Below are 13,235 nucleotides of genomic sequence, written 5' to 3'. Positions count from 1 at the left end.
ATAAAAGGGGCGTTTAAGGAATAAAAAGGTGCAAATAAAATGAAAAGAGACCTTATGGATATCCTGTGCTGCCCCATGTGTAAAGGAGACCTCGTACTTGAAGTCTCGGAAGAGAATGAAAAAGAGATAGTGAAAGGAACGCTTTATTGCGGGAAATGCAAGGAGTATTATCCCATCGACGACGGCATTCCTAACATGCTGCCGCCGGATCTCCGGGAATAGTTAAAGTTTTCCTTTCTTTTTTAGAAGTTCTGCATTCAGGACGCTAGCGCCGGCAGCGCCTCTGATGGTATTATGCCCCATGCAGATGTAGCGTATCCCGGGGCGGATGCGGCCGACCGAAACGGTCATCCCGCCTCCGATATTCCTGTCCATACGCGGCTGAGGGCGGTCTTTTTCTTCCTTGACCTCTATCACAGGTGTGGGTTCTGTCGGCAAATCCGACAATCCCGGGTCGAAATCAAGGAATGCCTGTTTAACATCTTCAGGCGAGGGATCATCTGTCATTTCAACCCACACTGCCTCAGTGTGGCCGTCCATAACCATCACCCTGTTGCAGCTTGCGCTCACTTTGAACGGTGCATCGACGATTTCGCTGCCGTTAAATTCCCCGAGGAGCTTTCTGGTTTCGGTCTCAACTTTTTCCTCTTCCTTCTCGATATACGGGATCACATTGTCCAGTATGGCCATTGAAGCCACACCATCATATCCCGCGCCTGATATCGCCTGCATTGATGCCAGGTATATCTTCTCGATCCCGAATTTCATGAGCGGCTTTAGTGTCACTGTCATCATAATAGTTGTGCAGTTAGGGTTTGTGACCACGTAGCCGTCCCATTTTCGCCTGTCCTGCTGGACATCGATGAGCCCGAGATGCTCCTCGTTCACTTCAGGGATGACGAGAGGAATATCCTCCACCATGCGCATGGCACTGGCATTGCTTGCAACAGCAAAACCGGCTTTTGCGAAATCGGGTTCCACTGTTTTGGCAAGATCGGCAGGAAGCGCTGAAAAAACGATATCTGCATCGACTTTCCTGGGGTCGACAGGTACAACGGTCATATCTGCAGCATCCAGCGGGATCTTGCTTTCAAGCCGCCAGCTTGCAGCATCGCCGTATCTCTTACCTGCACTTCTATCAGAGGCTGCCAGTGATGTAAGTTCAAACCAGGGATGTTTGCTCAGCATCTCGATAAATCGCTGGCCAACATTGCCTGTAGCACCCAGTACTCCTGCCCTTATCTTTGCCATGTATGCTCTTTCTGCTATTTTTGATTTATTCCATGGTGATCGCACTGTTAGGGCATGAATCAACGCATGTGCCGCATTCAGTGCACTCATCCTCGTCTACCTTTGCCTTTTCATTTTTCAATGTTATTGCTGTTGCGGGGCACTCATCAACGCATATTCCACAGCCTGTACAATCTTCAGTTTTTACTTTTGCTACCATTTAGGTCACCTTTTCTTCTCCCATTGAACAAGTCAAATATAAGATTAACGGTTTAAAGTTGATTTCAAGTTTGCAATATGTAATTATTTTTAATTATTTACCGGGATATGATTTCAGAAATCGCAAATTACGAAATATAGATATATCTCCTGGTCTTCTAAATGTCGGTCCATGTTATCAAGAAGAGTTGATCATTTTGTAGAGTCGGTCATTCGTGATATGACACGACTTTCAATAAAGCACGGAGCAATCAACCTTGCCCAGGGCTTCCCGGATTTCCCCGCGCCTCAGGAACTGAAGCGCGCTGCAGCCTCGGCCATAATGGAGGACTACAACCAGTACTCGATCACGTGGGGCGCAAAAGATCTAAGAGAGGAGATAGCAAGAAAAGCGATTAATTATAATTACATTGATGTCGATCCGGAAAGCGAAGTCACGGTTACTTGCGGATCGACCGAAGCCATGATGGCTTCAATGCTGGCTTTGATAAACGAGGGAGATGAGGTCGTGTTATTCGAGCCGTTTTACGAAAATTATGGTCCTGATGCTGCGGTATCGGGCGCTGTCCCGCATCTCGTTCCTTTAGACGGGGACAACAATATCGACGAAGATGCACTTGTTTCTGCTTTCAATAAAAAAACACGCGCTCTCATCCTGAACACCCCAAACAACCCATGCGGGAAAGTTTTTTCGAAAGATGAATTGTCATTGATCGCGGATCTCTGCGAGGAGCATGATGTCATCGCAGTCACTGATGAGATATACGAATATATCCTGTATGATGGCAGAAAGCATATCAGCATTGGCTCGCTGGACAAGATGAAGGACAGAACGATTACAATCAGCGGGTTCTCGAAGACGTACAGCGTCACTGGCTGGCGTATAGGTTACGCGCTTGCAGAAAAAACCCTGACCTCAGCGATCAGGAAGGTGCATGATTTCCTGACTGTGGGGGCGCCTGCTCCGCTTCAGCATGCATGTGTGACCGCCCTGCAATTCCCGGATTCGTATTATGAGGAGCTTGCCAGAATGTATGATGGAAAGAGAATGCTCCTTTATAAAGCTCTAATAAAATCCGGATTCAAGTGCAAGCTGCCTGAGGGTGCGTATTACATACTGGCAGATATACCTGAATGCGCGGGAATGGATGATATGGCTTTTGCCAAATACCTTGTAAGCGAGGTGGGCGTGGCAGCTGTCCCGGGGAGCAGTTTCTACAGGAGCGAAACAGGAAAGCACAAGCTGCGATTTACGTTCTCAAAGAAAGACGAGACTTTGATGGAAGCTGCCAGGCGCCTTGAGGATTTAAGTATTTAAAAACTAATTGATGCAAAATGAAAATCATCATAATTGACTACGGTCTTGGGAACCTTCGCAGTATAGAAAAAGCCCTCCAGTACATAGGTACCGATGTTGAGATCTCAAATGAGCCCTCGGCAATCGATAACGCCGATGCACTGATACTTCCCGGCGTGGGGGCATTTCGCGATGCTATGATGCATTTTTCAACACTTCAACGCGTGGTTAAAGACGCAGTGGACGAGGGCAAGCCGCTCCTCGGGATTTGCCTTGGCATGCAAATGCTGGCATCTGAGAGCGAAGAGGGAGGATTGCACAAGGGTATCGACATAATCCCGGGAAGAGTGATACGGTTCCAGGCATCTGAATTGAAGGTCCCCCACATGGGCTGGAACTCTCTCATCATAAAAAAGAATATACCGCTTCTGGAAAAGGTAGAGAACGGCTCATTCGTGTATTTCGTGCATTCATACTATGTAAAAGCCCACGAAAAATATGAGGCTGCGGCTTGCGATTATGGGATAGAGTTCCCTGCGATAATAACCAATGAGGCGGGAAATGTTGTGGGAACGCAGTTCCATCCTGAAAAAAGCGGCGCAACAGGGCTTCGTATGCTTCGGAACTTTGTGGAGAGTTATGGATCTTGAAGGCTATGCCAAGCGGGGACTCCGGCGCAATGATCCGGCTCTTCGGGAAAAGCTGGCAGAGAGGATACTTGAGATAAAAAATATCTCACGAAAGCACGCCCGGGAGATTGCAGACGCTGTCATCGTGGAGGCTAAAGCCACTCTGGATCCCAGAGGCGAATTGCTAAGACCGATAAACTCAAGGATCACGATGGGAGAATTCGGCGTCGGATCACGCGGCATGGGTGATTTTTATACACATGAGAAAATCGCGCAAGTGATCGGCAGAACCTCTGCTGTCGTGGATTCGTCCCATCTTGACGATTCCGGAGTGGTGCGTGCCGGAGGAAAATATCTTGTGGTCACTATCGACGGCATGCATTCACGCCTCTCGGATTTCCCGTTCCTTGCGGGTTTCCATGTGGCGCGCGCAGCGCTTCGGGATGTGTACGTGATGGGAGCGCGGCCAGTTGCCATGCTTTCGGATATCCATGTGGCTGACGACGGGGATGTAGGAAAGATATTCGACCATATAGCTGGTATCACCGCAGTGTCGGAACTGACGGGTGTACCACTGATAACCGGAAGCACGCTTCGCATTGGCGGGGATATGGTCATAGGGGAGAGGATGACTGGCGGTGTGGGCGCAGTGGGCGTTGCCGAGAGTCTCACCGCGCGTATCCAGGCAGAACCCGGTGATGTAATACTTATGACTGAAGGCGCGGGAGGCGGGACTGTTTCGACGATTGCGCTTTATTACGGGATGCACAACATCGTGGATGAGACCATCAACCTAAAATTCATAGATGCGTGCGAGGGGCTGTTCGATGCCGGGGTGATCGCAAAGATACATGCAATGACCGATGTTACCAATGGCGGGGTGCGCGGGGATGCAAAGGAGATCTCAAGGACTGCGGGGGTCAAACTTATTTTCGAGGAGGAAAAGCTGCGGGCGCTCGTGAACAGTAAGGTGCTTGCGATGCTCGATAAACTTGAAATAGATTATCTTGGCGTCTCGCTGGACGCTCTTTTAATAATAGCCCCTACTGAGTATTCACAGGAAATACTGGATTGCGTCCGCAGGAAAGGTGTGGCTATCGATATCGTAGGAAGGATAGAAGATGGGGAAGGGGCGGAATTGATCATCAATGGGGAAGTTCGCGATTTTACCCCCAGGTTCCGGGAGTCCGCTTACACACCTATCAAGAAGCTTGTGGGGGAGAAAACCCCGGGGGATTTTGAAGAGATGAAAAAGGCTGTGGATAAGGCGGCGGCGCAGGCTATTGAGAAGAAAAGACGGATAATTGAAAGGATAAAAGGCAGAAAGACTCTCTGAATCTGTATTGATTATTTTCGCCCTGCTCTTCCAACAGGCTCATAGATAACGTCTCAGAGTATCAGCTATGGATGGAATGGTAAAAAGAAAGAGCTTCGCCATGACAGGCATACGGTATCATTGCTGAGTGACCATTTGGTTTTCGCCCCCAAATACGGGGAAAGATACTGACAGGTGAGGGTCGCCCAGGGCATAATCTGCAAGACCTGCAAAGAATTGGATATTGAGATCATCGAGATAGCAGTCAATCCTGATCATGTCCATATCTTATTCAGATATCCTCCGAAGTATTCTTTGAGCTATATAGCGAAGAAAATAAAAGGTGTGGTTACTCATTCGCGTAGTGCTTGCAGCAAAGTTGTTAGTATGTTCTGTCAAGTCTTCGGTTGATGACTAATTTCGCGGCATTGCATAGAAAACTTTATTTATCTATTGTTTCAGCCACGGCAGGACTTTCCTTTTAACCCACCTTGCCAGCAATACCATCAATGCAATAAATACCACTATCGGTAGAATGTACCCGGTGAACACGATTAACCCATTTACACTCCCGATAAATCCAATTACGGCCTCCCTGAGCGCTTCAGTTATCCCCCATCCATCGCCTGCTATTGGCGCCGGTTCCATAACATTTACTGTAATAGTGGACATTTCAACGCTCTGGTTTAGATAGTTCATCCTCCCGGTAAGGCTTTCTATTTCCCCGCGCACCCGTTCAAGCTCACGCTCGACTTCAAGAACATCCTTAACCGTGGATGCATTTTTCAATATTTCCTGGAATCTTGATTCCTGTTTTTTGAAGTTATCTAGGCGGGCCCCCACGTCTATCCACTCTTCTGTTACATCCTGGCCTGAAATCTGCCTAGATTTTTCGGTTCCCAATGCTTCTATTTGTTCTATGGTTGAGTAAAAATTCTTCTGAGGAACCCTTATAGTCATCTGGCCGTTTTTGCTCCCCCCCGAATCGTAGGTTGATGAATCTGATATAAAACCCTGGCTTGCCTCTACTATTTTCGTTATTTCATTAGAAGCCTTTTCTACGCTTTTTACCTCCAGTGTAACGCTTGCGGTTGAGATAATCTTCCTGTCGATGATATTAACTGCATTTCCTGTGTCGCCTGTTACCTTTCCCTGTAATGGCGATTCGAATGATTTTGAAGGCGCACCTAAATTATTCGGTCTTGGGGTTTCATTAGACCCCACACACCCTGCTGTTATTACAAGAAGTAAAACCACAAATAATAGTAAGGTTTTATTTTTCATTATTAGTCTGATAATAATCATGACAATATATAATGCTTACTACATCTCAATTATTTATGGTTGAAAAATATCGAGAATTTTATTTTATATTCCTATAATTAGACAATATTGAAGAGTGAAAAGGTATATATAATAATTATAATAATCATACATAGAGGTGTTTTGTGAAAACTTTAAAACTTTTATTTGTAAATTTGTTACTTTTTGTGATCTTGGCAACTCCTGCGCTATCACAAAATGAAACAACGCCTGCTCAAACGACAACAGCGCCTACGGTGGTAGCTACAACCGCTGTGCCGACTGTTGTAGTCACTACAGCTGCGCCCACAGCCACAACAACTCAAGGGAAATTCCGCGTAGGTCCGTCCGTTACGCTAAGACCTGTAACCGATGTGATAGAAACAGACCAGGATGGAATTGTGGAATTGTTTATGAACAACCCGTCTTTGAACGATGTGACGCTAAACGTTGATGCACGCATCAGTGTACCCGCCGGTATACATGTTTACGGTCAAAGTTTCGGAGAGGCGGCAGGTGCAGGAGTGGTATCAGGTACGTTCAGTGTTCCACCTGGCACGGCAAGGACAATAGCAGTTGTTATAAAAGCAGATAAATCAGCAAGGATAGGCTCGCATACTATTCAGTTTACAGGGTTGTATTATCCTGGCGACAATAAAGACGCTTATCAGCCTTTGAGTCTTACATACTCTGTAACCGTCAAGGCAGCGTCAAAGAATCCAGAGAGTGCCGAACCTACAAATCCCAAAGCGGTTCCAACAGGGGCAGAGACACCCAAAGTACAATTACCTGGATTTGGTGCTGTACTGGCTATCTTTGGTGTATTTGCAATTGCACGAATACTTTCAAGGAAAAAATAGATAGATCGAAAACGATTCAAGTTCAGCTGAAATATATTTTTTCCAGCTGAACGATTTATCTACCGATATCCGATTTGGGCGGAAAGAAGAGTATCATGAAGCGCACATGTAAAATATTTAAGATTGTACTATACGGTATACTTTTATTGTTGGTTGCTGGCAATCAGGCTCTTGCCCTGGGCGACACCTGGACTACCAAAGCCCCTATGCCTGTTCCCTTAGGTGGTGTTGCAGCAGCTGCTATCGATGGTAAATTATACGTTGCGGGGGGGCGTGATGTTTCCGGTACCGCTGTTAATATCTTGCAGGTGTACGACCCGGCAACAGACGCATGGACAATAAAGGCTCCGATGCCCACGGCTCTATCCGAGTCGGCAGCCGAAGTGATTAATGGAATCCTTTACGTCATAGGGGGCACCAGTGGAACGCGCGAGGATCCCTCGCTACAGGCTTATAACCCGGCAACGGACACGTGGACAACACTTGCTCCCATGCCTGGAGGTCGGTATCAGGGAGATGGTGCAGGAGTGATCAACGGACAGCTTTATATCCCGGGTGGATGGACCGTTTCCCCAGGACTTCCCAATAACAACCTTTTTGTCTATAACCCATCAACGAACAGTTGGAGCAGTAAAGCAAACATGCCAACGCTCAGTGCCTGCGGAGCTAGCGGGGTAATTAACGGGAAATTCTATGTCATAACACCGTGCAATGGCTACAGCGGCTTTAGAAACTTTTTGCATGTTTATGACCCGGTAACAGATATTTGGACTAGTCTTGCTCCATCACCGAATGTGCACGCTTATGCGGCTTCGGGGGTAATCGGAGGGAAATTTTACGTTGCAGGTGGCGCGGATAGCTCTGGCGCAACCACAGCCGTACTGGACGTCTATGACCAGGCTACGGACACATGGACAAGTAAGGCTCAAATGTCGGCGCCACGGTCTTCCACTGCAGCTGTAGTAATCAATGGCGAGCTATATGTTGCAGGTGGAAGTAGCGGAAGTACAGTTTTAGGTACATTAGAGGTTTATACTCCTACTACCGTCCAACCCACGATTCAAGCCACTATACCTACCGTTCAAGCTACTACGGTTAAACCAACAGTTGAATCCACTACAGTCCCATCTACAGTTCAAGCTACTACGGTTAAACCAACAGTTCAGGCAAAATTCCGCGTGGGTCCGTCTGTTACGCTGAGACCTGTAACCGATGTGATAGAAGCCGACCAGGATGGAATCGTGGAATTATTTATGAATAATCCATCTTTAAACGACGTAGTGTTGAATGTGGACGCTAGTATAAGTGTACCGAGTGGCTTCCACGTATCCGGTCAAGGTTTCTCCCAGGCAGCAGGTGCGGGAACTGTATATGGTACATTCAATGTTCCGCCGGGTAATGCAAGGACGATAACAGTTACAATAAAAGCAGATAAATCGGCAAGGATCGGTTCACATACTCTTCAGTTCAGCGGCTTGTATTATCCGGGCGATAATAAAGACAATTATCAGCCCATAAGTCTTACATACTCCATAAATGTAAAAGAGCCTTCAGAGGAACCAGGGTTCCCCCCAACAACAGTTACATCCACACCAAAAATACAAATACCTGGATTCGGTGTTGTACTGGCCATAATCAGTATATTCATGATTGCAGGTCTGCTTTCAAGGAAATTAAGTAAATGAAAAAAACAATTTTATTTTTTTTACTTATTGTACTTTTAATTAATAATGCTTCAGCTTATACGTTTACAAATATCGGAGGAGATTTTAAGGTAGTATACCCAACAGGCTGGAATTATATCGAAGAACCTGACGGTTCTGACCAGACTTTTAGCAGCCAGACCGGGCGCGCGTGGGTAAAAGTTGTTGTTGTGCCTTCCGAGGGGATGAGTTTTGACGAAATAGTAGGTGATAGAATAAGATATCTCAACAGTTTGGGTGTTTACCCCTTTAGTGAAAATTATGTAGCAATTAATGGTGTGACCGGTAAAGAATTGATGTTTTATGAAGAGTATCAACAGAAAGAATATAAGGAAAGGCAGGTACTCATTTTATCAGGCAATAATTATTTTGTAATAACAGGGGGTTCACTGACAAGTGACTATCCATTTTTTTCAGATGACCTGGACAAAATTACAAATTCGTTTACACTCATAAAACCCGCTACCGGTACAGCTCCTACTCCAACACCCATAGAAACTGTCAAAGAACTATCCGCAAGCGTTTCGCTTCATAGGGAGAAAATAAATGTGGTAGTCGGGGAGGACGTTCTGTTAAGATTGTCTGTGGTCAATCTTATTACAAAACCTGTTATGAATGTTCAGGTAATTATAAAACCCCCTTCCGGCATGTCTGTTGCTTCAACAGAATTCACTCAGGGTGCAGCAGGGCAATATACTTCGACATACAAGCTTGAACCCGGCGCAACCAGAGATATTGAAGTGAGATTAAAGCCTAACGAAATAGGCGATTTTGTTGTGGAAGGATGGGTTGTATATTATTTTGGGGACGACATAAAGACAAAAAAAGAAGAAATTTTGAAGGAACCCATAACAGTAAGGTCTGCCGGGGAAATCACATCAACAATTACCCCAAACGATGGAGGAACATCCGATGGTTCATCTATAATTTTGGGGCTTATAGCCATATTTGCGATGATTTTTATGGCATATGTAATTTTTAATAAGGTATATAAAACATTTAAAAATATATCAGGGAAAGCTAAAACCCCAACAGCAGTAGAGGTTGGTGCGTCAGAGGTTGATGATTCGCTGCCACCACATATTGAGGAAGGGTATAAGGAAGAACAGGTAAAAATTAATCCAAAGATAGAAAAAGAATCAGCGTTCGAAGCTGAAAAAAGAAAACAGCATAGTCTTTTGCCGCCTGAGAATCTCGATATCGATACCAGGAACTACCTGAGTTTTGGGTTGAATACCGCAATTTCAATGCTGGATGCTGAAATCGCAAAGCCTGAAAACGATGCGTTGCAGATGCAGGGAGCGATAAAGAAAGACGAGAATCTCCTTGGCAATCTCGGAAGCAGGCTTGTAAATAAAGAGATTTCAGACCAGACTTATAATGATTTGAAAAACAAGTATATGAAAAAGATTTCCGAATTGAAAAGCAAAGTCATGAATCTTGAAAGCGATTCAGCGAAACTGAAAAAAATTCGTTCATTTCTCCATGAAAAAGGAAAATATTACGAGTAGAATACAATACGTTATTCTGGTTATTTTTTTTATTTTCCTAACTAACACAGCTTCAGCTATTGAGCATAATTACGTATCTCTTACTTTAACACCGGGAGAAGAACTAACCCAGACTACCAGTTTTACAGGGGCATATAAGCGCTTATTTGCCGCGGCTGACGCTTCGGGTAATGCAGCATCATGGGCCACACCAAGACGCATAGATTTCGGTCCAATCGATCCTGGAGAAAGAATTGAACGGGAGTATACGATAAGTGTTCCCAGGAGTCAAAAACCCGGCTATTACGAGTTGATCTGGAAATATAGCTGCAAATATACGGATGGAACGACCTGCACGTCCATAAGTGATACAGTGCTTCAAATCACTGTAGAAGTGGAGTCCGCACCAACAACATCCCCTAGTGAGTATAAATCTCTTACAGTGGCGCAGGGAGATGAATTAAATGATTATTTATCTTTTTCAGCCAGGAGTGATGAACATGGGTTGTATGCCTGGGCTGACGCTTCGGGTAATGCAGCATCATGGGTCACACCAAGACGCATAGATTTCGGTGAAATTGGCCCGGGAGAGAACCCTCAAAAATACTATACGATAAGGGCTCCAATAAATCAAGAACCTGGTTATTATGATCTTATCTGGACATGGGGCTGTGGATACCAAACCGGAGAAACCTGTAAACCTGTTACAGGCGTCACGGTGCTTAAGATTATCGTAGAGGCAAAGGGCAGACCAGCATTCACACCAGTACAAGAAAGTTCAACTGATCCAATCATTATGGCGTTCAGTTTCAGTTTAATATTATTTATTATCTGGATATATATTATAATCTGGATCGTCAGAGATGCCAATAAGCGGGGAAAAAGCGGAATCCTGTGGGGAATTGCAGCATTCTTCTTATTTTTAGTTGGTCTGTTAATATATCTTATAGCAAGACCAAAAGCAAATCTTGAATTATGTAAATATTGTGGAAAAGAAAAATTAGAAACATTAACCCAATGTCCACACTGCAAGAAATCCACAACATCTGCCTTCATACCAACTCCTGCACCCATGCCAGTCCCGCATCCTGCTATTCCCGAAAAACCCCAAGGGACTATTGACGAATTAAAAAAGCAAAAGGAAAAGCTCAATAAAATCAATGCACTTCTTGAAAAACTGGATGAAAAGCTTGCTCAAGGTGAAATAACAGAAGCCAGGTACACAGAATTATCTGAGCAATACGGAAACGAGGCTGAGAAACTGAAGAATATGATAACAGAAAAAGAGCTTATGAAAGAGGTTGGGCTTTAAACCGATGGTAAAAGGAATTACCGGGAAGATATCAAGTTAAAAAATGCCAAAAGTTGAAAAAAAAATAGGAATGCATACACTTGAAGTCGATTATTCTCAATTGACAAATATTGCAAAAATAAAATTGGACGGTGAAGAGCTACTATCCAAGTTTTTAATACGACCATTTGGAAGGGATCATATAGAAATGGTTTCCGTGGGCAAGAAAAAATATCATGTAAAGTTTGGTGGGATGATGAAATATAATATAATGATTCAGGAGGCGAATAGCAATTCTGAAGAATTGGAAAACTCAGATGATATTAAATTTCATAAAGATAGGCTCGGTAAAATCAATGCTCTTCTTGATAAATTGGATGAAAGGCTTGCGCAGGGCGAGATAACTGAAGCTCGATACAAGGAGTTATGTGAACAATATAGAACTGAAGCTGAGAGTCTAAAGAATCATGTAACAGAGCAGGAGCTTTTGCAGGAGGTTGGACTCAAAGCCGAGGAGGATGAAGAGGTCAAGTATCAAAAGGAAGTGCAGAAAAAAAGTGGTACTCTTGCCGCTTTTCTAAGTTTCCTGATTCCGGGTATTGGTCAAATATATTGCGGCAGAGGGGGAAGAGGGATAGTGATTTTTGTATTGAATATTTTTTTGGTTTACGTGTTCGTATATGGCGTTGTGACAGACCCGAATTCTGATGAGCCAGCCATTCTATTTTTATTATTGCTCTTAGTTTGGATATGGAATATTTATGATGCCTACAAACTTGTTAAGGAATTAGCGAAAAAGTAACACATCTGAGCCTCAGGCAAACCTGACATTACGGCTTGAAATCCTAAAATAAACTTCCGCAAAACCTCATATTCCCAGATATTGTCAATTTAAAGGGATATATTTAAATATCTTCAAAATTTTCTCCAGATGATGGATTTCTAAGAAGACGTTTTCAGAAAAAACACATTGTAGAGGCAGTTTCTCTTTATCAAAGCGGTCTATCGTTAAAAAATAACAGAAATTTCTGAGTTGATTTCAAGTTGAAAATTGTGCCCCTTCCTATTGGCAATAGACAAAACAAAAAATGGAAGAATGGAAAAGGTCATTACCCACTGCCTCATGCTCTCATAGGTTGCTAGAACCATAACCTTTATAGTCCTACAATCTTCATGAACTTGCATATTTGCGCTTGAATTAAAACAGAGTTCAAGTAAACATATTGAAATCCCAAATCCATGAACATTCTCCGGATGCCCCGTTCTTAGAAGGGCGATCGGTGACTGCAGACATTGGGCATTATTTGCATCGTAAGAACGTCTTGATTCATGGTAACAACTAAAAACAAAGGCACTAGTTTTACAAAAAATATATGAAATATGTAAATTTTTCCCTATGTGCTCTTTTTAAGTGTTTTTAACACAGCACCTAATAAAAGGAGTACAGTCCCTGGAAAAGCAAATAGCCCGACACTAAAAAGTCCGAGTATCGATAAAGTGAGAACCAAAAGGCTTCCAATCCATGCCATAAGAACGCTCCGATAACATCCTAATGCAGCTATAGATGCACAAAAAACAAAGAACAGGAAAACTGGATTAAATGCTCCCTCCCAGACTGTTCCTGTAACAATAGTCTTGCTGCCGTTAGCGTATTGAGTCTCCTTAACTTCCGCGTTAGGCAATCCGGCAAAAAAGAAGAAAAGCATTGGAACTGCTATCAGGATTAAACCTAATAAACCGAAGAGTTTGGGATTATACCGAAGCTGTTTCGTTTTATCCATTGCTGATATTCCACTTTACTGAACTCTTTTTGAAGAATCATAAATCTATTTGGGAAATAAAAGTTCTTGTTAATATGCATTAGAACAATCAATAATGGATAATAACTCATGCCCCGAT

General features: G+C 43.9%; 14 protein-coding genes. 9 read left to right on the top strand and 5 right to left on the bottom strand.

What is annotated here, in order from left to right; translation table 11 throughout:
- The first annotated feature begins 39 nt into the window (after positions 1 to 39).
- Positions 40 to 222, top strand: coding sequence for a methytransferase partner Trm112 (locus tag O8C65_02050; GenBank protein ID MCZ7355692.1), 183 nt, complete (start codon positions 40 to 42; stop codon positions 220 to 222).
- Here O8C65_02050 and asd read toward each other — a convergent pair whose 3' ends face one another.
- Both asd and O8C65_02040 read right to left on the bottom strand, forming a co-directional pair.
- Complete coding sequence (asd, locus tag O8C65_02045) at positions 223 to 1,251, bottom strand: aspartate-semialdehyde dehydrogenase (protein ID MCZ7355691.1); 1,029 nt, start codon at positions 1,249 to 1,251, stop codon at positions 223 to 225.
- A gap of 25 nt (positions 1,252 to 1,276) precedes the next feature.
- The gene (locus O8C65_02040) at positions 1,277 to 1,450 is read right to left on the bottom strand and encodes a 4Fe-4S binding protein (GenBank protein ID MCZ7355690.1); all 174 of its coding nucleotides are present in this window, start codon (positions 1,448 to 1,450) and stop codon (positions 1,277 to 1,279) included.
- A 171-nt stretch (positions 1,451 to 1,621) separates the two neighbouring features.
- On the opposite strand from O8C65_02040, the gene O8C65_02035 reads away from it, so the two are divergent.
- The 3 genes from O8C65_02035 to O8C65_02025 are packed head-to-tail and all read left to right on the top strand — an operon-like array spanning position 1,622 to position 4,711.
- Entirely contained in the window at positions 1,622 to 2,767 is a 1,146-nt protein-coding gene (locus tag O8C65_02035) for an aminotransferase class I/II-fold pyridoxal phosphate-dependent enzyme (GenBank protein ID MCZ7355689.1), read from the top strand.
- 17 nt (positions 2,768 to 2,784) lie between these two features.
- Positions 2,785 to 3,396 carry an imidazole glycerol phosphate synthase subunit HisH gene (hisH, locus tag O8C65_02030; protein MCZ7355688.1) on the top strand — a complete coding sequence of 204 codons (612 nt, stop codon included), beginning with the start codon at positions 2,785 to 2,787 and terminating at the stop codon, positions 3,394 to 3,396.
- Positions 3,386 to 4,711: an AIR synthase-related protein gene (locus tag O8C65_02025; protein ID MCZ7355687.1), complete on the top strand. Its 1,326-nt coding sequence runs from the start codon at positions 3,386 to 3,388 to the stop codon at positions 4,709 to 4,711. Before hisH ends, O8C65_02025 begins: the two co-directional genes overlap by 11 nt.
- Positions 4,712 to 4,828: 117 nt before the next feature.
- On the opposite strand, the gene O8C65_02020 is transcribed toward O8C65_02025, so the two are convergent.
- A complete protein-coding gene (locus O8C65_02020) occupies positions 4,829 to 4,975 on the bottom strand; it encodes a hypothetical protein (GenBank protein ID MCZ7355686.1) in 147 nt (48 codons plus the stop codon).
- A gap of 165 nt (positions 4,976 to 5,140) precedes the next feature.
- Positions 5,141 to 5,974, bottom strand: coding sequence for a DUF4349 domain-containing protein (locus O8C65_02015; GenBank protein MCZ7355685.1), 834 nt, complete (start codon positions 5,972 to 5,974; stop codon positions 5,141 to 5,143).
- A 206-nt stretch (positions 5,975 to 6,180) separates the two neighbouring features.
- Between O8C65_02015 and O8C65_02010 the strand changes: the two genes are divergently transcribed.
- From O8C65_02010 to O8C65_01990, 5 genes are all read left to right on the top strand, one after another.
- Positions 6,181 to 6,852: a PGF-CTERM sorting domain-containing protein gene (locus O8C65_02010; GenBank protein ID MCZ7355684.1), complete on the top strand. Its 672-nt coding sequence runs from the start codon at positions 6,181 to 6,183 to the stop codon at positions 6,850 to 6,852.
- A 146-nt stretch (positions 6,853 to 6,998) separates the two neighbouring features.
- Positions 6,999 to 8,537 carry a PGF-CTERM sorting domain-containing protein gene (locus O8C65_02005; protein MCZ7355683.1) on the top strand — a complete coding sequence of 513 codons (1,539 nt, stop codon included), beginning with the start codon at positions 6,999 to 7,001 and terminating at the stop codon, positions 8,535 to 8,537.
- Positions 8,534 to 10,066, top strand: coding sequence for a hypothetical protein (locus O8C65_02000; GenBank protein ID MCZ7355682.1), 1,533 nt, complete (start codon positions 8,534 to 8,536; stop codon positions 10,064 to 10,066). Before O8C65_02005 ends, O8C65_02000 begins: the two co-directional genes overlap by 4 nt.
- Positions 10,041 to 11,357: a hypothetical protein gene (locus tag O8C65_01995; protein MCZ7355681.1), complete on the top strand. Its 1,317-nt coding sequence runs from the start codon at positions 10,041 to 10,043 to the stop codon at positions 11,355 to 11,357. Before O8C65_02000 ends, O8C65_01995 begins: the two co-directional genes overlap by 26 nt.
- A gap of 43 nt (positions 11,358 to 11,400) precedes the next feature.
- The gene (locus O8C65_01990; protein MCZ7355680.1) at positions 11,401 to 12,138 is read left to right on the top strand and encodes a hypothetical protein; all 738 of its coding nucleotides are present in this window, start codon (positions 11,401 to 11,403) and stop codon (positions 12,136 to 12,138) included.
- Between the two features lie 592 nt (positions 12,139 to 12,730).
- Here O8C65_01990 and O8C65_01985 read toward each other — a convergent pair.
- Positions 12,731 to 13,117: a hypothetical protein gene (locus tag O8C65_01985; GenBank protein MCZ7355679.1), complete on the bottom strand. Its 387-nt coding sequence runs from the start codon at positions 13,115 to 13,117 to the stop codon at positions 12,731 to 12,733.
- Positions 13,118 to 13,235: the final 118 nt, after the last annotated feature.

The organism is Candidatus Methanoperedens sp., assembly GCA_027460535.1.
Classification (GTDB): Archaea; Halobacteriota; Methanosarcinia; order Methanosarcinales; family Methanoperedenaceae; genus Methanoperedens.
The sequence above is the reverse complement of the archived record's forward strand: the minus strand, read 5'-3'. Positions and strand labels throughout refer to the sequence as shown.